At 67.6% G+C, this 22,132-nt stretch carries 17 protein-coding genes; 9 read left to right on the top strand and 8 right to left on the bottom strand.

The window, feature by feature from the left end:
• The first annotated feature begins 32 nt into the window (after window positions 1-32).
• From FHT98_RS15105 to FHT98_RS15065, 9 genes are all read left to right on the top strand, one after another.
• On the top strand, window positions 33-617 hold the full coding sequence (locus FHT98_RS15105) for an ANTAR domain-containing response regulator (protein ID WP_142114536.1): 585 nt from the start codon (window positions 33-35) through the stop codon (window positions 615-617).
• 396 nt (window positions 618-1,013) lie between these two features.
• Entirely contained in the window at window positions 1,014-2,342 is a 1,329-nt protein-coding gene (locus FHT98_RS15100; RefSeq protein ID WP_142114535.1) for a CmpA/NrtA family ABC transporter substrate-binding protein, read from the top strand.
• A 4-nt stretch (window positions 2,343-2,346) separates the two neighbouring features.
• Complete coding sequence (locus FHT98_RS15095) at window positions 2,347-3,558, top strand: NAD(P)/FAD-dependent oxidoreductase (protein WP_142114534.1); 1,212 nt, start codon at window positions 2,347-2,349, stop codon at window positions 3,556-3,558.
• Window positions 3,558-6,245 (top strand): nitrate reductase, encoded by a 2,688-nt coding sequence (locus FHT98_RS15090; RefSeq protein WP_142114533.1) that lies wholly within the window; start codon window positions 3,558-3,560, stop codon window positions 6,243-6,245. Before FHT98_RS15095 ends, FHT98_RS15090 begins: the two co-directional genes overlap by 1 nt.
• 59 nt (window positions 6,246-6,304) lie before the next feature.
• Window positions 6,305-7,213, top strand: coding sequence for a nitrate ABC transporter permease (ntrB, locus tag FHT98_RS15085; RefSeq protein ID WP_142114532.1), 909 nt, complete (start codon window positions 6,305-6,307; stop codon window positions 7,211-7,213).
• Window positions 7,214-7,225: 12 nt separating this feature from the next.
• On the top strand, window positions 7,226-8,017 hold the full coding sequence (locus FHT98_RS15080) for an ABC transporter ATP-binding protein (protein WP_142114531.1): 792 nt from the start codon (window positions 7,226-7,228) through the stop codon (window positions 8,015-8,017).
• An 11-nt stretch (window positions 8,018-8,028) separates the two neighbouring features.
• Entirely contained in the window at window positions 8,029-9,825 is a 1,797-nt protein-coding gene (locus FHT98_RS15075) for a NirA family protein (RefSeq protein ID WP_142114530.1), read from the top strand.
• Window positions 9,822-11,402: a sulfite reductase subunit alpha gene (locus FHT98_RS15070; RefSeq protein WP_142114529.1), complete on the top strand. Its 1,581-nt coding sequence runs from the start codon at window positions 9,822-9,824 to the stop codon at window positions 11,400-11,402. Before FHT98_RS15075 ends, FHT98_RS15070 begins: the two co-directional genes overlap by 4 nt.
• Window positions 11,403-12,007: 605 nt before the next feature.
• Window positions 12,008-12,322, top strand: a complete 315-nt coding sequence (locus FHT98_RS15065; protein ID WP_061966453.1) for a hypothetical protein — start codon at window positions 12,008-12,010, stop codon at window positions 12,320-12,322.
• 11 nt (window positions 12,323-12,333) lie between these two features.
• On the opposite strand, the gene FHT98_RS15060 is transcribed toward FHT98_RS15065, so the two are convergent.
• The 8 genes from FHT98_RS15060 to FHT98_RS15025 form a co-directional block, all read right to left on the bottom strand.
• Complete coding sequence (locus FHT98_RS15060; protein WP_248309231.1) at window positions 12,334-13,323, bottom strand: nitroreductase family protein; 990 nt, start codon at window positions 13,321-13,323, stop codon at window positions 12,334-12,336.
• Window positions 13,324-13,326: 3 nt separating this feature from the next.
• Window positions 13,327-14,442: a GNAT family N-acetyltransferase gene (locus FHT98_RS15055; protein WP_142114528.1), complete on the bottom strand. Its 1,116-nt coding sequence runs from the start codon at window positions 14,440-14,442 to the stop codon at window positions 13,327-13,329.
• Window positions 14,439-15,659 (bottom strand): hypothetical protein, encoded by a 1,221-nt coding sequence (locus FHT98_RS15050; RefSeq protein ID WP_142114527.1) that lies wholly within the window; start codon window positions 15,657-15,659, stop codon window positions 14,439-14,441. The genes FHT98_RS15055 and FHT98_RS15050 overlap by 4 nt, the downstream gene beginning before the upstream one ends.
• Complete coding sequence (locus FHT98_RS15045; protein WP_142114526.1) at window positions 15,656-16,537, bottom strand: ThiF family adenylyltransferase; 882 nt, start codon at window positions 16,535-16,537, stop codon at window positions 15,656-15,658. The genes FHT98_RS15050 and FHT98_RS15045 overlap by 4 nt, the downstream gene beginning before the upstream one ends.
• A complete protein-coding gene (locus FHT98_RS15040; RefSeq protein ID WP_142114525.1) occupies window positions 16,534-17,496 on the bottom strand; it encodes a hypothetical protein in 963 nt (320 codons plus the stop codon). The genes FHT98_RS15045 and FHT98_RS15040 overlap by 4 nt, the downstream gene beginning before the upstream one ends.
• The gene (locus FHT98_RS15035; RefSeq protein ID WP_142115775.1) at window positions 17,496-20,903 is read right to left on the bottom strand and encodes an acyl-[ACP]--phospholipid O-acyltransferase; all 3,408 of its coding nucleotides are present in this window, start codon (window positions 20,901-20,903) and stop codon (window positions 17,496-17,498) included. The genes FHT98_RS15040 and FHT98_RS15035 overlap by 1 nt, the downstream gene beginning before the upstream one ends.
• 106 nt (window positions 20,904-21,009) lie before the next feature.
• Window positions 21,010-21,288 carry a YiaA/YiaB family inner membrane protein gene (locus FHT98_RS15030; protein WP_061966449.1) on the bottom strand — a complete coding sequence of 93 codons (279 nt, stop codon included), beginning with the start codon at window positions 21,286-21,288 and terminating at the stop codon, window positions 21,010-21,012.
• Between the two features lie 39 nt (window positions 21,289-21,327).
• The gene (locus FHT98_RS15025) at window positions 21,328-22,023 is read right to left on the bottom strand and encodes a PspA/IM30 family protein (RefSeq protein WP_142114524.1); all 696 of its coding nucleotides are present in this window, start codon (window positions 22,021-22,023) and stop codon (window positions 21,328-21,330) included.
• Window positions 22,024-22,132: the final 109 nt, after the last annotated feature.

Below are 22,132 nucleotides of genomic sequence, written 5' to 3'. Positions count from 1 at the left end.
CCTGATCATTCAACCGGGAACATCGGCAAGGCATGGTGCCCAATCTGCGTATCCTTATCGTCGGCGCGAGCCAGGTCAGGGCTGCGATCATGACGGAAGGCCTGCGTGGAGCTGGCTACCAGCAACTTGTCCACCTCACCGCAACCACGGGGCTCGTTGCTGCCATCGAGGCCCACGATCCCGACGTCGTGGTGGTCGACCTCGAGAACCCCAGCCGCGACGCCTTGGCCGACATGCTCCTGGTCAGCCGCCATGTCCGCCGCCCGATCACCCTGTTCGTGGACCAATCCGACGCGGCCTCGATCGAAGCGGCGGTCGAAGCCGGTGTTTCCGCCTATATCGTCGACGGGCTGAAGAAGGAGCGGATGCAACCGATCCTGCAGATCTGCATCAGCCGCTTCAACGCCGTCCGAAAGCTGCGCGAGGCGCTCGACGAAGCCCGCTCGCAGCTCGAGGATCGCAAGACGGTCGACCGGGCCAAGAGCATCGTCATGCGGCTGAAGAGCCTCTCCGAGGACGACGCCTATGCCTTGATGCGCCGCACCGCGATGAACGAGAAGCGCAAGCTCGTCGACATCGCCCGCTCCCTGATCACCGCCGCGGAGATGTTGAAATGACGGTCCTGCACCTGCGGGTCGGCTCCACGCCGCCGATCAACGCCGCGAAGCTCCCTCCTCCCGCTCGATTTGAAGGCATTTTCGTCTCTGGAGAATTATTGCCCATGAATTAGGCAGTCGCGCCGGAATTGTGCACCGCAACAATGCTCGCCTGCCCCGGCCCGTGGGCGTCCCGAACGCGCAATCTCCCGCAACTCAAGCCCGGCTCCGCTGGCGAAGCGGTTGGCATGATCCTTGTAGAATATGTTGCGACGCGGCCAAAGCTGCCCGCGCCATCCCGATCCGGAAGACACAGCAACGTCGCTGTCGAATGCGCCTGCCAGGCGTTTTCGCGCGGCGTTTTCGCGTTCGGGGTGGCTTCAGGCGGGCAGCCATTCAGCAATCGGGAGGCGATCCATGACGCATAGCTCCACGACCGACATCCGGACGGTCGCTGCCCGGCAGACGAGCGCAAGCCGCCGCGACTTCCTGCACCTGTCCGGCACTGCCGCGCTGATTGCCGCGGCGAAGGCGGCCCTGCCCTCCGGCGCCTTCGCGCAGGCGACAGGCCCCGAGGTCAAGGGCACGCGGCTCGGCTACATCGCCCTGACCGACGCCGCGCCGCTGATCATCGCGAAGGAGAAAGGCCTCTTCGCCAAGCACGGCCTGCCCGACATGGAGATCGCCAAGCAGGCCTCCTGGGGCGCGACGCGCGACAACATGGCGCTCGGCTTCAAGGCGAACGGCATCGATGGCGGCCACATCCTGCGCCCGAAGACGCATCTCTATGCGACCGGCAAGGTCATGCAGAACGGCCAGCCGCTGCCGATGTACACGCTGCTCAACCTCAACGAGGACGGGCAGGCGATCTCGGTCTCCAACGAATACAAGGACCTGAACGTCCAGAAGGACGCCTCGCCGCTGAAGCAGGCCTTCGAGCGGAAGAAGGCTGCCGGCAAGGAACTGACCGCCGCGATGACCTTCCCGGGCGGCACCCACGATCTCTGGATCCGTTACTGGCTCGCGGCCGGGGGCATCGACCCCGATACCGAGATCAAGGTCATCGTCGTGCCGCCGCCGCAGATGGTGGCGAACATGAAGGTCGGCACCATGGACTGCTTCTGCGTCGGCGAGCCGTGGAACGAACAGCTCGTCAACCAGAACATCGGCTACACCGCGCTGACCACCGGCGAGCTCTGGTTCAAACATCCCGAGAAGATCCTCGGCATGCGCGCCGATTTCGTCGACGCCAACCCGAAGGCGACGCAGGCCATCCTGATGGCAGTGATGGAAGCCCAGCAATGGGCCGACAAGATGGAGAACCGCCAGGAACTCGCCGAGATCGTCGGCAAGCGGCAATGGTTCAACGTCCCCACCGGGGACATCAACAAGCGGCTGCTCGGCGATATCAACTACGGCAATGGCCGCGAGGCGAAGGGCACCAATCTCTACATGAAGTTCTGGGGCGAAGGCGGCGCGACCTCCTATCCCTGGAAGAGCCTCGACACCTGGTTCGTCACCGAGAACATCCGCTGGGGCAAGTTCGACCCGACGATCGACATCAAGGCGCTGGTCGACAAGACCAACCGCGCCGATCTCTGGCGCGAGGCCGCGAAGACGCTCGGCGTCGCCGGTGCCCCGACCGCCGATTCCCGCGGCGTCGAGACCTTCTTCGACGGCATGAAGTTCGATCCCGCGGCGCCGCTGGACTATCTCAAGGCGCTGAAGATCAAGCGGGTGGCCTGACGCCATGGCCGAGCCGCTGATCATCGTCGGCAATGGCATGGCCGCGACACGGCTGGCCGATGAGCTCAGCCAGCGCGCGCTCGGGCGCTATTCCATCGCCGTGATCGGGGACGAGCCGCGCCTCGCCTATAACCGCGTCCTGCTCTCGCCCCTGCTGGCGGGCGAGATCGGCGGCAGCGAGATCGAGCTCAAGCCGGCGGAGTGGTGGCAAGCGCGGGGCGTCTCGACATTCTACGGCCGCGCCGTCACCGCGATCGACCGCGCCGCTAGGACGGTGACGCTGAGCGACGGGCTCAGCCTGCCCTATGGCAAGCTCGTCCTCGCCACCGGCTCGCGGCCGCTGATGCCACCGGTGCCGGGCTTCGAATTGCCCGGCGTCGCCACGTTCCGCGACGTCGCCGATGCCGCGCGGTTTCGCGCGGTGGCGGCGGGCGCACATGTCGTGGTGATCGGTGGCGGGCTGCTCGGTCTGGAGGCGGCTTACGGGCTCGCCAGGATCGGCGGCAAGGTCACGCTCCTGCATCTGGCCGACCGGCTGATGGAGCGCCAGCTCGACCGCGAGGGCGCGAGCCTGCTCGCCGCTGCGATCGCCGCGCGCGGCATCGACATCCGGCTGAATTGCACCGCCGAGCGCTTCGTCGGCGAGGGTCGGATCGAGGCGGTGGAGTTGCCCGACGGCAGCGCGATCCCGGCCGATCTCGTCGTCGTCGCCATCGGCGTGCGCCCGCGCGTCGAGCTCGCAGTGGCGGCGGGGCTCGACGTCAATCGCGGCATCGACGTCGATGACGGGCTTGCCAGCAGCGATCCTGCGATCTTCGCCATCGGCGAATGCGCCGAGCATCGTGGCCAGACCTACGGCCTGGTCGAGCCGGCCTATGAGCAGGCGCGCGTGCTGGCGGCGCGGCTCGCCGATCGGAGGGAGCGCTATACCGGCTCGCTGCTCTCCACCAATCTCAAGGTCTCCGGCGTCGGTGTCTTCTCGGCCGGCGAATTCGATGCCGGCGAGGGCACCGAGACGGTCGTGCTGCGCGATCCCGCCGCCGGCATCTACCGCAAGTTCGTGCTGCGCGACGGCCGGCTCGCCGGCTGCGTTCTGGTCGGCGATACGCAGGGCGCGCTGTTCTATCTCGGGCTGATCCGATCGGGACAGGATATCTGCGCGATCCGCACCGACCTGCCTTTCGGCGAAAGCTATTGCGTCAGGGAAGCCGCCTGATGCGCCATGACGCTCCCCTCGCCCCGGCCGCGACGCGCACCACCTGCCCTTATTGCGGGGTCGGCTGCGGGGTTCTGGCGACCCCGGACGGGCGGGGCGGGGCGACCATCGCAGGCGATGGAGAGCATCCGACCAATCGGGGACGGCTCTGTTCCAAGGGCTCCGCGCTCGGCGAGACGCTGGGGCTCGGCCACCGCGTGCTGCACCCGCTGAAGCGCAACGCGGCGGGCGGCTATGACCGCGTGAGCTGGGATGCCGCACTCGATGCGGTGGCGAACGGCTTTCGCGCGATCATCGACCGCGACGGGCCGGAGGCAGCCGCCTTCTATCTCTCGGGCCAGCTCCTGACCGAGGATTACTACATCGCCAACAAGCTGATGAAGGGCTTCATCGGCTCGCCCCATGTCGACACCAATTCGCGGCTTTGCATGTCCTCGACGGTTGCGGCGCAGCGCCGGGTCTTCGGCTCGGACACCGTTCCCGGCGCCTATGAGGATTTCGACAGCGCCGATCTGATCGTCCTCGTCGGTTCGAACACGGCCTGGTGCCATCCGATCCTGTTCCGGCGGATGCAGGACAACCGGCGCGAGCGCGGCGCGCGCCTCGTCGTGCTGGATCCGCGTGTCACCGCGACGGCGGAAGATGCCGATATGGTGATGGCCTTGAAGCCCGGCTCCGATGCCGCGCTCTTCGCCGGGCTGCTCGTCCATCTCACCGATCGCGGCCTCGTCGATCGCGGCTATGTCGCGCGCCATGTCGCGGGTTTCGACGAAGCGCTCGCCAATGCGCGGGAGATTGCGCCGGACATCGCCTCGGTTTCCGCCTCGGCCGGCCTGCCGAAGGAGCGGATCGCGGCCTTCTACGAACTCTGGGCCAGCACGCCACATGTGGTCACGGCCTGGAGCCAGGGCGTCAACCAGTCGGCGCAGGGCACGGACAAGGTCGCCGCGATCCTGAACTGCCACCTTGCCACCGGCCGGATCGGACGACCCGGCTGCGGGCCCTTCTCCCTCACCGGCCAGCCCAATGCCATGGGCGGGCGCGAGGTCGGCGGGCTCGCCAACATGCTCGCCGCCCATATGGGCTACGCGCCGGACGAGATCGACCGCGTCCGCCGCTTCTGGCAGGCGCCCAACATCGCCCGCCGCGAGGGGCTGAAAGCCGTCCAGATGCTGGACGCGGTCGCGGATGGTCGCATTCGCGCCCTATGGGTGATGGCGACCAACCCGGCCGTCTCTCTCCCAAATGCCGACAAGGTCAGCGCCGCGCTCGCCGGGCTGGACCTCTTCATCGTCTCAGAGAACGTACTCTCGAACGACACCCTGGCGGCCAGACCCCATTACATCCTGCCGGCGGCGGCCTGGGGCGAGAAGGACGGCACCGTCACCAATTCCGAGCGGCGGATCTCACGCCAGCGCGCCTTCCTGCCGCTGCCGGGCGAAGCGAAGCCGGACTGGTGGATCATCGGCGAGGTCGCGAAGCGTCTCGGTTTCGGCGAGGCCTTCGCCTATGCCGGCCCGCACGAGATCTATGCCGAACACGCGGCGCTCTCCGCCTTCGAGAACGACGGCACGCGCGATTTCGACATCGGCGCCCATGCCGGCCTCGACCGGGCCGGCTATGACGGGCTTCGGCCCGTGCAGTGGCCTGCGCCGTCACGGCAGCCCGGCGGCACCGACCGCCTCTTCGGAGACGGTGGCTTTTTCGGCCCCGAACGACGTGCGCAGATGCGCCCGCTCGCCGCACCTAAACTCGCCGCGCAGGCGAGCGGCGATTTCCCGCTGCTGCTCAACACCGGCCGTGTCCGTGACCACTGGCACAGCATGACGCGGACCGGCTTCAGTCCACGGCTCAGCGCCCATATCGCCGAACCTTCGGTCTCCGTGAATCCCGCCGACATCGCGCGTTTGGGGTTGGCGGAAGGCGGCTTCGCCCGCCTCGCCAGCATCCACGGCACCGCGATCCTGAGGGTCGTGGCCGATGGCGGCGTGGCCGAGGGAGCGGCGTTCGCGCCGATCCACTGGTCGGGGGAGACGGCGTCCGACGCGCGCATCGGCGCCCTGACGCAGCCGCTTTGCGACCCCTTCTCGGGCCAGCCCGAAATGAAGGCGACACCGGTTTCGGTCGCGGCGGTCGCCTATCGCTTCGAAGGCTTCGTTCTGGCGCGCGAGCCCTTTGCCCTGCCGGCGGAGAGCTGGTGGGCACGGCTTGCCGTGCAGAGCGGCGAGGGCAGGCTTTTCGCCACCAACCTGTCCATCGATGCAATCGCGACCCTGATGCGCGAGCGTTTCGGCACGGACGAACTGACCGAGCTGATCGACCGCGACGGCGGCAGCTATCGCTGTGCCGTGCTCCGGGATGGCCGGCTCCTGGCCGCTTTCTTTCTCGCTCCTGCCGGCCGCGCCCCGCTCTGGGACACGGTCAAGGCCATCTTCGCCGACCCAACGGCAGCCGTGGAGAGCCGGCTTGCGCTGCTTGCCGGGCGCGATCCCGGCGGCACCGATCCCGGCCCGACCGTCTGTGCCTGCTTCGGCGTCGGCCTGAACGCGATCCGCGCTGCCTTCGAGGCCGGCGCCGCGACGGCCGAAGAAATCGGCCTTCAGCTCAAGGCGGGGACCAATTGCGGCTCCTGCCTTCCCGAAATCCGTCGCATCCGCTCGCAGGCCGGCGCAAGCGAGGCCGCATGACGCATGCGACGGAAAAGCTCGATCAGAGGCAAGAGCGCGATCAGAGGAGAGACTGGAACATGGGTCTGCCTGTCTTGAAAGGCGCGGCTGCCGGCTCGACGGTCGTCACGCTCCCGGGAAAACCGCCCGCGATTCTGCCCCTACCGGCCGGACCCGCGAAGTCCTTCGCGGCCCGGCTGGCTCCCCTTGCGAAAGGCGCGCTTGCCAACCTGCTGCCGCCATTGATCACGATCGCGCTGATCCTGCTGTTCTGGCAGCTCGCCGCCTCCGGCCCGCAATCCTCGCTTCCGACGCCGAGCAAAATCTGGGAGGAGGCGAAGGACCTGATCGTCGAGCCGTTCTACTGGGCGGGCTCGCAGGATATCGGGCTGGGCTGGCGCATCCTCGTCTCGCTACAGCGCGTCGCCATCGGCTTCAGCCTGGCCGCCGTCGTCGGCGTGCTGCTCGGAGCGCTCGTCGGCCAGTCGGTCTGGGCGACGCGCGGACTCGACCCGATCTTTCAGGTGCTGCGCACCGTGCCGCCGCTCGCCTGGCTGCCGCTCTCGCTCGCCGCCTTCCGCGACAGCCAGCCCTCGGCGATCTTCGTGATCTTCATCACCGCGATCTGGCCGGTGATCATCAACACGGCGGTTGGCATCCGCAACATCCCGCAGGATTACCGCAACGTCGCGCAGGTACTGCGGCTGAACCAGATCGAGTTCTTCTTCAAGATCATGGTGCCATCGGCCGCGCCCTACATCTTCACGGGCTTGAGGATCGGCGTCGGCCTGTCATGGCTTGCCATCGTCGCGGCGGAGATGCTGACCGGCGGTGTCGGCATCGGCTTCTTCATCTGGGATGCGTGGAACTCGTCCCGCCTCTCCGACATCATCGTGGCGCTGGTCTATATCGGCGTGGTCGGCTTCCTGCTCGACCGCCTCGTCGCCCTCGTCGGCCATGTCGTCACCCGCGGCACCGCGACCAACTGAGGGGACGACGCGATGAGCTATCTGAAGATCGACCATGTCGACAAACGCTTCCAGCGCGGCGCCGCGACCACGGAAGTGCTCAAGGACATCAGCCTCGTCATCGACAAGGGCGAGTTCGTCTCGATCATCGGTCATTCCGGCTGCGGCAAGTCGACCCTGCTCAACATTGTCGCCGGGCTCACCCCCGCGACGACCGGCGGCATCCTGCTCGAGGGCAAGGAGGTCAACGCGCCGGGGCCGGACCGCGCCGTGGTCTTCCAGAACCACTCGTTGCTGCCCTGGCTCACCGTCTACGACAATGTCGCGCTCGCCGTGAACAAGGTGTTCGGCCGGACCAGGAGCAGGGCCGAGCGGCATGACTGGATCATGCACAATCTTGACCTCGTCCAGATGGGGCATGCCAGGGACAAGCGGCCTGCCGAGATCTCCGGCGGCATGAAGCAGCGCGTCGGCATCGCGCGTGGTCTCGCCATGGAGCCGAAGATCCTGCTGCTCGACGAGCCTTTCGGGGCGCTCGACGCACTGACCCGCGCGCATCTGCAGGACTCGGTGATGCAGATCCATGCGGCGCTCGGCAACACCATGATCATGATCACGCATGACGTCGACGAGGCGGTGCTGCTCTCGGACCGGATCGTGATGCTGACCAACGGCCCCTCCGCCCGCATCGGCGAGGTGCTGGAGGTGCGCCTCGCCCGCCCGCGCCAGCGGCTCGAGCTGGTCTCGGACCGGCACTACATCGCCGCGCGCGAGGCGGTGCTGAAATTCCTCTACGAGCGCCATCGCTTCGTCGAGGCAGCGTGACGGCGACGGCCATGAGCGACGATTTCACACCCGACCAGAAGCGCTATCTCGAAGGCTTCGTCAGCGGCATGCAATCGGCCCGCACAGCGCGGGGCCTGAGCCCGCTCGGCGGTGCCTCAGGCAGCGCTTCAGCCACGCCAGGCGGTCCCGACAGGGAGCATGCCGAAGCACAGGCGAGAACGATTGCCGCTGGCGGCAAGCTCGTCGATCAGGAGAAATGGAAGGCCGCCGAGCACCCTTTCGACGCTTATGCCCGGTTCAAGGAGCAGGCAGGGGCCGGCACCTATCCCAAGCCCGAAGACAATTTCCGCTGGCGCTATCACGGCCTGTTCTACGTGGCACCGGCACAGAACAGCTATATGTGCCGGCTGCGCATCCCCAACGGCATCCTCAAGGCCTGGCAGTTCGCCGGCGTCGCCGATCTCGCGGAGCACTTCGGCGGCTGCTACAGCCATGTCACCACCCGCGCCAATCTCCAGATCCGCGAGATCGCCGCCGAGAATGCACCGCTTCTGCTGGAAGGGCTCGCCGATCTCGGCCTCACCGCCAAGGGCTCGGGCGCCGACAACATCCGCAACGTCACGGGATCGGCGACCGCCGGTATCGACCCGCTCGAACTGCTCGACACCCGTCCGCATGCCCGCGCCTGGCACCATCACATCCTGAACGACCGCTCGCTCTACGGGCTGCCGCGCAAGTTCAACGTCGCCTTCGACGGTGCCGGCTCGGTCGCGACACTGGAGGACACCAACGATATCGGCTTCCAGGCCATCGAGGTCATGGACGGGGCCGCGTTCGAGGAGCGGCCGGTCGCGCCCGGCATCTGGTATCGCCTCGCGCTCGGCGGCATCACCGGCCACAAGGACCTTGCGCGCGACACGGGCGTCATCGTCGCCCCATCCGACGCGATCGCGATCGCCGATGCGATCATTCGCGTCTTCATCGCCAACGGAAACCGCACGGACCGCAACAAGTCCCGCCTCAAATACGTGCTCGATGCCTGGGGCTTCGACACATTTCTCGCCGCCGTCGAGGAGAAGCTCGGCCGCCGGCTGATCCGGCTCGATGGCGCCTTCGTCAAGCCACGCCCTTCTTATGACCGCCTCGCCCATATCGGCGTCCACGCGCAGACCCAGGCCGGCCTGAACTGGATCGGCGTGGCGCTGCCGGTCGGCAAGCTCACGGTCCAGCAGATGCGCGTCATCGCGTCGATCGCGCAAGGATGTGGTGATGGCGATATCCGCCTCACCGTCTGGCAGAACCTGCTGATCTCCGGCGTGCCCGATGCGAAGATCGAGGACGTGCTCGCCCATCTGCAGGCCATCGGCCTCTCCGCCGAGACCTTGGTTCTGCGCGCCGGGCTGATCGCCTGCACCGGCGCGACCGGCTGCAAGTTCGCCGGCGCCCATACCAAGGAGGATGCGCTCGCCATCGCCGCTCATTGCGACCCGCGCATCACGCTCGACACGGCCGTCAATATCCACCTGACCGGCTGCCACAACTCCTGCGCCCAGCACTATATCGGCGATCTCGGGCTGATCGGCGTCAAGGTTCCGGTCAATGACGAGGGCGACACCGTGCCCGGCTACCATGTCTTCGTCGGCGGCGGCTTCGGCGTCGAGGGTGGGATGGGCCGGGAGTTCCGGACCAATGTGAAGGCACAGGATGCGCCAGCCCTGGTCGAGGCGATCCTGCGGAGCTGGCAGGCACATCGCGCCGCACCCGACGAAAGCTTCGTCGCCTTCGCCCGCCGCCACGAGATCGCGGCACTGCAAGCCATGGTCGAGCAGATCGGGGATGCGGCATGACCGTCCAGAGCCCGAGCCCGATCGTCCAGGTCCTGCCGGAAACCGCGCCCTTCAGCGAGGAGCAGCGCTCCTGGCTGAACGGCTTCTTCGCCGGGCTGCTGTCGCTCGACAATGCCGGCGTGACCGCGCTGTCACCAACCGAGAATGCTGCCGTCCTGGCCGAGGCCGAGGATGGCGCGCCCTGGCACGACCCGTCGCTGGAGATGACCGAGCGCATCAAGCTGGCCGAAGGCAGGCCGCTGCCGCGCAAGCTCTACGCCGTCATGGCCCAGCAGGATTGCGGGCAATGCGGCTATGTCTGCGAAAGCTACTCCGCCGCCATCGCGTCCGGCGCCGAAAGCCGGCTCAATCTCTGCGCACCGGGCGGCAAGGAGACACTTCGCCAGGTCAAGGCGCTGATGGAGGTGCCCGCCGCTGCCGCCGCGAGCGCTCCCATCGATCCTGCGCCGGCGGCAGAGCCCGGGCCGAAAGGGCGCTGCCGCGAGAACCCGGCACTCGCGACCTTCCTCTCGCGCCGCAAACTCAACGGCGAAGGCTCCGAGAAGGAGACCTGGCATGTCGAGTTCGACCTCTCGGAATGCGGCCTCGATTACGTCGTCGGCGATGCCTTCGGCATCCTCGCGCAGAACGATGCCCGTCTGGCCGATGCCGTGATCGCCCTCCTAGGCGCGCGGCCGGATGCAGAGATCGGCGACAAGCCCCTGCGCCAGAAGCTCATGGAGGATTGCGCGCTCGGTCCCGCGCCCGATGCCCTGTTCCAGCTCATCTCCTATGTCACCGGCGGGGAGGCCCGGGCCAAGGCCAGGCGCCTCGCTGCCGGTGAGGATCCCGATGGCGATCTCGACCGGCTCGACGTGCTCGGGGCGCTGCACAAGTTCTCCCAGGCACGGCTTTCGGCCGAGGCCTTCGTCGAGGCGCTCGATCCGCTCCAGCCGCGGCTCTATTCGATCTCCTCCTCCTACAACGCGACCCCCGGCCGGATCTCGCTGACGGTCGATGCGGTGCGTTACAAGGTCGGCTCGCGTCCGCGCTGGGGCGTCGCCTCGACCTTCCTCGCCGAGCGCGTGCGCGCCGGTGACAAGGTGCCGATCTATGTCCAGCGCGCCCACGGCTTCGGCCTGCCGGCCGATCCGGCGACGCCGGTGATCATGTGCGGCCCGGGCACGGGCGTCGCGCCGTTCCGCGCCTTCCTGCACGAGCGGCAGGCGACCAGGGCGCCCGGCCGCAACTGGCTGTTCTTCGGCCACCAGCGCCGGGCCTGCGATTTCTTCTATGAAGATGAGCTGCAGGCGATGAAGGATGCGGGATTCCTCTCCAACCTGACGCTCGCCTGGTCGCGCGATGGCGAGAAAATCTATGTTCAGGATCGCATGCGCGAGCGCGGCAGCGAACTCTGGTCATGGCTCGAGCAAGGCGCGCATTTCTACGTCTGTGGCGATGCCAAGCGGATGGCCCGGGATGTCGAGCGGGCCTTGGTCGACGTCGTCGTGACGCATGGCGGGCGCTCCGCCGAGGACGCGATCGCCTATGTCGCCGCGCTGCGGAAGGCCGGCCGCTATCAGGCTGATGTCTATTAGAGGTTCATGCTCTCAACGCCATCAAAGGGCCAGGCTAGCGCCGCAGCGCCCTTCGATCCTGACCGTCGTCCGGTCGGAGGCGGTGGAAGATCGGCCGGAACGCTGGTAGAGTGGATCGATGCGGGAGAACCGGCACGGCACGATGCGCAATCTTATCGCTGCGATGGCGGCTCTGCTGGCCATGCTGCTCTCGCTGCCCGCCCATGCCCAGTTCGACGCGACGCCCGGCAATGGCCCCTTGTATCCGGGCGGGCCGCGGCAAGGCCTGGGGCCACCGTCGATCACCGACCATGTTCCGGATATCCGATTGCATTCGAGCCAGGGCGGGATTCCGGGTGCGGGGCCGGCCATCGGCTCCGGTGCCAATACTTTGCGTCCGTACGAACCGTCCCCTACCAGGCTCTATCGCAGGGCCGACCGGACGAGCGGGCTCGGGCGTCATTGCCGAACGGCATCGCGCCAATGCACGCTCCGACGACCAGCCGCTCTGGGCGACGATTGCTCATGCCGCACGCCCCGGAATGGACGCAGGCACGGCCAAGTCGTCCGGTAGCTGCTTCCTGCAAAGCCGCGCCTCAGCTCCGCGGCGCGATGAATACGAGGTCATGCAAGCTTTATCGGCCAAACAGGAACTGCGTCGTGCCTTCCGGCATATCGAGCAGGAATTGCCGACCCGGATGGCGGCGGCCCTGAGATGGTTGCGCCATCCCCGCTCGCGGCTGGTCCGCATCCCTGCCGGCATCGCCCTCATCGCCGGAGGCGTATTCTCGTTCCTGCCGTTGCTGGGGCTGTGGATGCTGCCGCTCGGCCTGCTCCTGCTCGCAGCCGACGTGCCGTTCCTGCAGCGGCCGATGGCGCGCTTCGCGCTCTGGTGCGTCCGTGCGCTCAACCGCTTCCGGGCCTGGCGCAAGCGGGATTGAGCCCGCCGCGGTCAGACAATCAGCTCGGTGATGGGCAATCGCGCACGCTGCGAAGCGGCGTCCGGCGGCACCCGACCCAGCCGGAAGACGTTGACGAGCCTGCGCCCGGCCGGCAACGGATGGCGCGCGACGAGGGCGGCATTGCTGACCGGCCAGTCGGCAAGCACCGAGATCGGGCAGGCACCGAGCCCCTGCGCTTCCATCGAGAGCCAGGCCCGGTAGAAGGCACGGCCCGTCTCCAGCGGGTCCTCGCCCAGCGGCCGGTGAAACAGCGCGATCGCGCCCGATGCCTTCTTGGAACGCTCCCGCGTCAGCGGTTCGGCAAGACCGAGGCGTTTCAGCAGCGGGAACAAGGGCCCGAGCACGAGGGATGCTCCCATCGCCTCGACGCTGCCCAGCGCCATCGCCTCCGCATTGAGGCCGTCGCGGCCATAGCGCGGATCGTGGCGTGACAACCGCATCCAGGCGATCAACTCACGCCGATGCGCATCTTCACACAGGAAATGGAAGCCGGCGCGGTCCGCCAGCTCCGCGATCTCCACCACGGCAGAGCCTGCCGGGACGACGAGGAGATCGGGCGCGGCGGCAAGCCTTTGAAGGGCTTCCTGGAGTTCGCCTGCAGCCGGCAGAAAGCGACCGCGCCAGGAGCATCGGCCTGCGACAGCCGAGGCGAGCGAGTCCACCGCCCCGCCGGGGCCAAGCGTCAGACGGGCGATCACGCGCAGCCCCGAGACCTCATCCGAGTCATCGCCCAGCTCCATACGCGCGATCCGAAGGCCGTATCCGCCACAGGCCAGCGACAATCCTTCGATCGCCGCGCCATGCGAAAGCCGGACATCATGGCCGGTCGGGTCCGCAGCCGGCAGGCGCCTCTCGCCATCCTCCAGCACGAGCACCGTGTCGGCCGCGAGCAGGCGCCAGCGCGTCGGCTGGATGTTGTGGACGCTCGGCGCCAGGCTCGCCTCGGCGATCAACGTCCGGAAGAGATCGCTATCGAGCATCGCTCAATCTCGCAGAGGCTTGGCGAAGAGATGCAGCCGATGCAGCGGTTTGGCACCGGCCTTCTCGGCCTGGCGCAAGCTCGGTCCGTTGACGTCGGCGATCCAGGTGCCGCCGAGCTCGGTATAGCCGGCGGCCTTGAGCGCGCTCGCGACCTTGAACAGCATCGCGCCGTTGAGACCGCGATTATGGAAGGCGCGATTGACCGATTGGTAGACGATGACCGCGCGCCGGTTGGTCCAGCGATGCTGCAGGAAGCGGAAGGGAAAGCTCAGACCCATCCGCCCGCCCGTGGCCTTCACCAGCGGGTTGAGATCGGGGATAGCGATGATCGCACCGACCGGCTCGCCCTTGTGGTGGACGACGGTCGAGATGCGCTTGTCGATCACCCACATCATGTCGCCGGCCTGGAAGCGATATTCCTCGGCCGTGGGCGGCACGAACATCGGATTGGCGTCGAAGCCGTCATTGAGGATGAGCCGGGAATCCTCAAGCCTCTCGGCGAAATGGCGGCGGTCAATCGGCATCCAGCGATAATCGGGATCGGCGAGGATCGCCTGCTGCTTCGGCCCGAGCAGCCCGCGCGGATCGATATCGGCGAGATCGATCCGGAAGGTCGTCATCGGAAAGGTCGGCGCGTAGCCATTCGCTTCGAGCAGGCGCGCGATATACGGCGGGCTCCAGAGCATGTCGGTGAAGGGCGCGTTGTCGAAGCCGCCGGTGACGACACCGGCTTGCTGCATCGCCGTCAGATTGAAGTTGCCGACGAGTTCGCCCATGCCGCGCTCGCGCGCCCAACCTTCCGCTGCGCCGAGCAAAGCCGCAGCGATCTCGGAATCGTCGGCGCAGTCGAAATAGCCGAACTGCGCACGCCTCGTGCCGTGCCGGGCATTGGAGGCGTCGTGGATCGTCGCGACGATGCGGCCGAGCGGCCGGCCGTCGCGCAACGCGGTGAACAGCTCGAAGCGGCCATGGCCCTGCGTCACCAGCGGATTCCTGGCAGGGTCGAGCATGCGGTCGAAATCGGACCACATCGGCGGAACGTAGCCGCTGTCGGGCGGATAGACATCGGCGGTGACGGCGAAGGCCGCCTTGCGGTCGTTGCTGCAGATCTCGATCATGCGGTTGTCTCGCTCGGCGCCGTTGCCAGCAGGCGGCGCACCAGCGCCAGCGCCGTCTCGGTCGCCGGATCAGCGGAGACCACCGGCACGGTCACCAGCAAGAGGTCGAGCGGCGCTTCGCCGAGCACGAGCAGATGGCTCGCGGCATGGGAGGCCATCAGTGCAGCAAGCCGCTCGGCAGCCGGATCGGTCGCCGGCCAGGGCCAGCCGCGCCCGGAGGCGTGCAGCACGCCAATGCCGTGCAGGGCCGGCCGCAGGATGGCGGGGTCGTAATCGGCGAGCGCCGCTTCATCGAGCCGGCGCGCGCTGCCGAACAAGGGGTGCGTGGCGAGCTGGGCGATCAAGGCCTCTCGTGTCTGCGCCCGCGACCGAGCAAGGGAATCGAGGATTCCGGGCGCTTCCGCATCGAAAGCGCTCGACAGCGCATCGACGGCTAGCGCGATGGCGAGCACCCCGGCGAGTGCGACGGCACAGAGCCGCGCGGCATGGGCGAAGCCGGCATCGGGCGTGACGAGCGCCGTCGCGAAACCCAGGAGCAGCGCAGCCGCGACGCGCAGGCTGAGCATCGCGAAGCGCTGCCGCCGGGCCGGAGCGGCCCCGCCGGTCACCAGCAGGATCGAGACCAGCAGCAAGGCGCCGACGCCGCCGAGCCTCACCGGCAGACCCGGCAGCAACTCGCGAAAATCGCTGAGCGCGAAGGGCAGGATCAGGAAGGCGCAAAGCCCAAGTCGCCAGACGCTGGTGTTCTCGGACACGGTCAGCGAGGCCTGATCCCGCCGGAACAGCAGGAGCCCGCAGAAGGCAATCGTCAGGAGCTGGAAGCCCGCCAGCGCCAGATCATAGGCCCGGCCCGGCTCGTCGAAGCCGAGGAGACCGGCGAGAACCAGCAGGAGCGATCCGGCAAGCACCGCGATCTTACCGGGACGCGGGGCATGCCGGCGCAGCATGCCCTCGGTGACGATCAAGGCTCCGAGCGGGAACAGCGCGGCACAGGCCAGCGCCAGCCGGCTGAGCAACACGCTGCCGCTCCACCAGCCGAGCGCGCGCAGGAGGAAGAGCGCGGCGACCAGCCCCATCGCGACGAGGAAGCGCCGCGCCAGCGCGCCGCGCGGATCACGGCGGCGCAAGCTCATCATCGCGACGGCAAGCCCGAGCGCGCCACAGAGATCGACGATCGAATCCGCGACAAGGCCGGGATTGGCGAAGCCGCCGGTCATGGCCCGGCCACCATTTTCGTCAAAGCCCGCGCCACGAAGGGCTTCAGCAGCGCCGCAATCGGCGCCGGCCAGGGCCGCTCGACCGCCGGCCGATAGGGATTGAAGAACCAGCCGCGGCAATCGGTTCCAGTTTTCCGACCCAACGTCAGCGCGATCGCCTCATAGGCCATCATCATGCCCGTCGTGATCACCATCGGCGCGAAGGACATGCGGCTGCGCCGGCCGGCTGCGACCTCGCCGGCAATCGCCAGATCGACATGATGGCGCGAGCACGAATGCAGCATGACATGCGTGACCTCGCAGAGCATGGCAGCACGCTTGTCGTCCTCCGACAGCGCCCGCCAGTCCTTTCCGACCGTCGGGAAGCCCAGTCGCTCCTCGGGACGGGGATCATCTGGGCGCACCACGATCACCGAAGGCAACGGCGCCATATAGGCATCGATCACGGTCGCGCCAGCTGTCTTGGCCGTGCGATAGAGATGCAGGCCCGCGGCGATGTCGTCCATGCCGTTGACGATCACCGGACAGCGACGGGCGATCTCCGGCAGGCGCTCGACCCATTCGGCGCCAAGCACCTCGATCTCGATTTCCGGGTTGATCGCGCGCGCAGCCTCGGCCGCAGCTTCCGCCTTCGGCCGGCCGATCGTGCCGGCATTGGCGAAGACCTGCCGGTTTAGGTTCGATATCTCGAAGACGTCGATATCGGCGATGACGAAGCGGCCGACCCCAGCTCGGACCAGAGCCATGAAGGCCGCCCCGCCCATGCCGCCGACCCCGCAGACGAAGATCGTCGCCTGCCGCAGCCGCGCTTGCTCGGCCTCCGAGACGAAACCGATATTGCGGGTGGCGAAGAGCTCGTAGCTGAAGCCGGGGATCATGGTTTCGTCCTTGCCGTGCGCGGACGCAGCGTACCGAAACGGCGGCTATCGTCGAGCCAATGCACCAGCGGCAGCAGGAGGCGCTGCACCAGCAGGAAGGCCGAAGCGCCGAGCAGTCCCGGCAGCGATGAACGTGGCACCTGGCCGAGCAGGTAGCTCCGCGCCGCGGCTAAATCCATGCGGCCGAGCTGGAGCACGTCGTCGCCGCGGCCGTAATCGAGCTTCTCGCGGCAGAATGCGTTGTAGCGCTCCTCGCGGTGATGCGTCGCCTGTTCGAAGCTCTTCTTCAGGTCGTCCGAGCCGCCCGTATAGGCATCGGTGATGATCGAATGGCCCTCGTCGAACCCGGCCTCGGGGCCGACGCCGAAGACATGGCGGTGATCACGCATGATCTGTCGTGCGAGCGAGAGATGCGCGAAGCTCTGGCGGCTGCCGGGATCGGGCGAGGGATAGACTTCGGAAAAGGTCTCGCAGACCATGCCGACGACGCCCGGCACCTGTGTGACGTTGGAGATCCAGCGCGGCCTCAAGCCGCCGCGCACGAAGAGCACCAGCACGGTCAGGCCATAGAGCACCCAGGAGAGGCCGCGGCCGCGCACTTCGGGATCGACCATGACGAGACCGAGATGCGTGACCTGCTCGGGCTCGCCCGCGAGCGTGAGCGGCATCTGCGCCAGCGCATTGAAGGCGATCGGCCGGCCGGTCGCCGTCTCGCTGATCAGAGTGACGATGCTCTGGCTCAGGCGCTCGCGCTCGCCGGAGAAGACGCCATAGGTCAGCGCCCCCTGCGCCAGCGTCCGGCCCGCCACCATCCGCAACTGCTCGACCAGCGCGGCGAGCTCCGCATCATCCAGCACCAGGCCCGGCCGCTCGATGATGCGGGTCTGCTGGCCCGGCGCCGTCGCCAGCGTCAGGTCCAGTGTCGGCCGGGTCAGCGCCTTCAGCCAGAAGCCGAGCATCAGGCCACCACCGGGGCGGGCGCGGCTGCCCGCTCCTTGACCAGCCTGGCGATGCCGGCGAAGTCGAGCTTGCCGGAGCCGAGCACCGGCACGGCCGGCACGACCACGACCTCGGCCGGGATCATCAGGTCCGCCGCGCCCCTGGCCTTGGCGAAGGCCTGGAAGGCCGCGCGCGTCGCGTCCTTTTGCTGCGTCACCAGCACCAGCCGCTCGCCCTTGCGGGCATCGGGGAGGCTGGCGACGCCGGAGAGCACGCCCGGCCAGCATTCGGCGGCGAGCGCCTCGACCGCGGCAAGCGAGACCATCTCACCCGCGATCTTGGCGAAGCGCTTGGCCCGGCCCTTGATGGTGACGAAACCGTCCTTGTCGATCGCGACGATGTCGCCGGTATCGTGCCAGCCCTCGGGCGGCGGTTCGAGCACGCCGGGATTCTCCGACTTGAGGTAACCCAGCATGATGTTGGGGCCGCGGACATGGAGCCGCCCGCCCTCCTCGACGCCCGGCATCGGTTCGAGCCTGGCTTCCATGCCCGGCATGATTCGGCCGACCGTGCCGAAGCGGTTGAACATCGGCGTGTTCAGCGCCAGCACCGGCGCGGTCTCGGTGACGCCATAGCCTTCGAGAATGCGCAGGCCGAACTTCTCGGCATAGGTCCGCCGCGTCGTGTCCTTCACCGGCTCGGCGCCGGCCACGATGTAGCGCAGCGAGCGCAGGTCGTAGGGGTGGGCGGCGCGGGCATAGCCGGTCAGGAAAGTGTCGGTGCCGAACAGGATCGTCGCGTTCGAGCCGTAGACCAGTTCCGGTACCATCCGGTAATGCAGCGGCGAGGGATAGAGATAGACCGGCACGCCCGAGACCAGCGGCAGGATCAGACCTGCCGTCAGGCCGAAGGAGTGGAAGACCGGCAGCACGTTGAAGACCTTGTCGCGCCGGCCGAAATCGATCCGCGCCGCCGCCTGCGCCGCATTGGCCAGCATGTTGGCATGGCTGAGCACGACGCCCTTGGGCGCGCCCTCCGAGCCCGAGGTGAACAGGATCGCGGCGCGGTCCGAGCCCTTCGCCTTCTCGATCGCCTCGCCATGACGCCAGAGCGCCGAGAGCTTATCACCCGTCGAGACGGTGGCGCGGACGTCTTCGAGATAGACGATCTTCACCTGCGCCGAGAGCGCCTCGATCAGCGGCCCCATCCGGCCCTTCTCGACAAAGGCGCGGGAGGTGACGATGGTCCTGACCTCAGCCGCCTTGCAGGCGGCGGCGATATTGCCGGCACCGGCCGTGAAGTTGATCATCGCCGGCACGCGCGCCGCCGACATCAGCCCGAGCAGCGTCACCGCCGCGCCGTTGGCATTGGGCAGCATCACGCCGACCGCCTCACCCTTCGCCGCGAGCGGCATCAGCTTGCGACCGAGCACCTCGGCGCCGATCAACAGGCGCTTGTAGGTCAGCGTGCCCGTGATCGGGTCCTCGACCGCGACGCGGCCCTTGCCGTTGAGCTTCGCGGCCTCAGCGACAGCCTCGAAGACGCTGCGGTCGATATCGGTGGTGCGGAAGATCAGGTCCGACATGATCTGGTAGAGCGCGGCACCCGCCGCCTGGCGGCGCGGCTTGCCCTTCAATTCGTCGGGCACGGTCAGCGCGACGGGGTCGAGCACGGTGACGCGCACCTTCGGGAACCAGCGGCGGCGGACCTGCTCGCGGGTCAGGCGCGAGAAGATCGTCGCTTCCAGCCCCTCGATGCGGACCGGCACGATCGGAACGCCGGATTTCTCGGCGATCATGCCGACGCCGTCATAGACCTTCATCAGGCTGCCGGTGACGGTGAGGCGCCCTTCCGGGAAAATCACCAGGCTCTCGCCGTTCTTGACCGCGTTGATCAGCGAGCGCGTCGCCAGCGGACGCGAGGGATCGAGCGGCATGGCCCGCGTCAGCTTCAGGAAGGGCTTCACCCACCAGCGCTGGGCGATGCCATGGTCGATGGCGAAGACCGGCTCCTTGTCGAGGATCGAGAGCGCCAGCGCGGCGTCGAGGAAGGAGACGTGGTTCAGCGCGATGATGGCGTTGTCGCCGGCCTTGGCGATGTTCTCGCGACCGGAGACCTCGACGCGGTAGAAGGCGCGGAACAGGATCGAGAGGAAATCGCTGAGCGGATTGGTCGGGAGCGTCCGGAAAATCCAGACGGAGGCTGCGATGGTCAGCGCGCCGATCAGCATGAAGAGATGGCTCAGCGTCAGACCAGCCGCCTGCAGCAGGGCGACGACCGCCGCGCCGGCGACCATGAAGGCAGCCGAGAGCACGTTGACGGCAGCGACAATGCGGGCCCGCTTCTCGGTCGGCGCCCAGGCCTGCGTCGCTGCGAAGGACGGCACGATGAAGATGCCGCCGGCGATGGCGAGGCCGGCCAGGTCGATGCCGACGCGCCAGGCGGGAGAGCTGCCGAAGAAGACGCCGATATCCTGCGCCGGCTGATGCGCAATGACCCCGGACACGGCCCAGCCGAGATCGAGCGCGAACAGGCCCATGACGATGCCGGCCACCGGCACGGGCAGGAGCACGATGCGCCCGCTCGCCAGGAAGGAGCCGATGCCCGAACCAATGGCGATGGCGATGGCGAAGGTGGCGAGATAGGCCGAGACGACCATTTCCGTGCCGCCCATGCCGTTCTTCACCAGTGCCGGCAGCAACGCCATCACGACGGCGCCGATCAGCCAGAAGAGCGAGACCATGACGCCGGTGCGCCAGAGCCGGGCATCGGCCCAGAGATCCCTGAGGAGGTCGCGGGTCGAGCGCAGGATGTTGCGGTCGATCACGAGATCGGGCGCGGCGGGGCCGGTCTTCGGGATAAACAAAGTCGCGACCCAGCAGGCGAACGCGAAGACCATGATCAGCAAACTGAGTTGCGCCGCATCGCCACCCTCGCGTGCCGTCAGGCCGCCGGCGATGGTGCCGAGCAGGATGGCGATGAAGGTCGCGCCTTCGATCAGCGCGTTGCCGGCCGGCAGTTCCTCACGCTTCAGGTGATCCGGCAGGATGCCGTATTTGATCGGCCCGAACAAAGCCGCGATGACGCCGAACAGGAAGAGCGCGACGAAGAGCATCGGCACGGAATGCAGCGTGAAGCCGAGTGCCGCGACGCCGGCCGCACCGATCTCGGCGAGCTTCAGGCGCTGCGCCATCATCGCCTTGTCGAAGCGGTCGGCCATCTGACCGCCGATGCCGGAGAGCAGGAAGAAAGGCAGGATGAAGAGCCCGCCCGCCAGCGTCACCAGCGCTTCGCCATGCGAACCGGCGAGCCGGTAGAGGATGATGAAGACCAGCGCGTTCTTGAGAAAATTGTCGTTGAAGGCGGAAAAGAACTGCGCCCAGAACAGCGGCGCGAAGCGCCTTTTCAGCATCAGGGTGTCGAACATCATGCACTCGCGCGGTTCGAGGAAGGTTCGCATCGCCCCCGCAAAGCAATCCTTGCCGGCGGCGGGCGATGCGATCTTGCGGTTAAGCGGAGCTTACCGGCGAGGTTCACGGCGCCGGCTTGCCGGCATCCATCAGCAGGCGTTCGGTGCGGGCGTCCTCGATGCGGTTCACCAGCCTGGACGCCTCGTGCATGTCGCGCACTGTCTTGGTCATGGTGATGCAGGACTGGACCAGCATGACGCAACCCATGGCGAGATAACCCCTGGCCCACCAGTCGAGCGGCAGGAACAGGATACCAGCCGCGACCATCGCGCCGGCCGCGAAGAAGGAGGCGTAGGTGAAGCTGACCCAGGCGCCGCTATGCGGCTGAACGTTCTGGTTCATGATGACGATCTCCCTGTTTGAAATGCGATTGCCGCTCGATCAGTTCGCAGGGGCGGGCGCACGCTGGCGCAGGCGCTCCAGCACATCCTCGGCGGTCGTCCGCACCCGGGGGCCGAAGCCCTTGGCCGCCAGCTTTTCCGCGACGGAAATTGCGGCGGCGCCATCGAGTTCGTCGAGCGCGGTCTCCGCGGCTTCCGCCTCGACCTGGCGCTCGCGCAGCCGCTTCAGCGTCTGCTCGGCCTCGGCCAGCGTCGCTTCATGCGTGGGGCCGGGCTCGATCCGCCCCTGCCGCATCTGGCGCACGGCTTCCGAAGCACGGGCGATCCGCCGGCCACGATCGAGCTCGGCGATCCGTGCCTGAGCCTGAGCGACATGGCGGCGCAGGCGGAGGATTTCCGCAGCGAAGAGCGCCTGCGCGCTTGAAGCCGCCTCGCGATCAGCCTCCAGCGCCGCAATCGCCTCGGCGCCCTCCCGGGCGAGGCTTTCGTCGCCAGCGCCCAATGCAGCCGCGACGCGGTTTTCCAGATCGGCGATGCGCGTGCTGCTTGAGGCGAGGCGTTCGGTCTCCTGCCGGTCCTGCGCGATTGCGATCGCCAGCGCTTTCTTGGCGCGCTCGAAGGCGCCGGCTGCGTCCCGCAATTGCTGGTCGAGGATCAGAAGGGCGTTGCGATCGGCGAAGCGCTCCTCGGCGACGGCGGCGCCGCCACGAACGAAGGTGAGAAACATCTTGAGCATTGGCTTTCCCCTGCTATGAACGTTGTTCACGAATGAATCGATAGCGCGTTCATGAACGTCGTTCAAGAATTATTTTGAACGACGTTCACAGTCAGGCGACAGACGACCG

The organism is Allobosea sp. AK1 (assembly GCF_006714945.1).
In the GTDB taxonomy this organism is placed as follows: Bacteria; Pseudomonadota; Alphaproteobacteria; order Rhizobiales; family Beijerinckiaceae; genus Allobosea; species Allobosea robiniae.
This window is presented reverse-complemented; position numbering and strand designations above follow the sequence as displayed.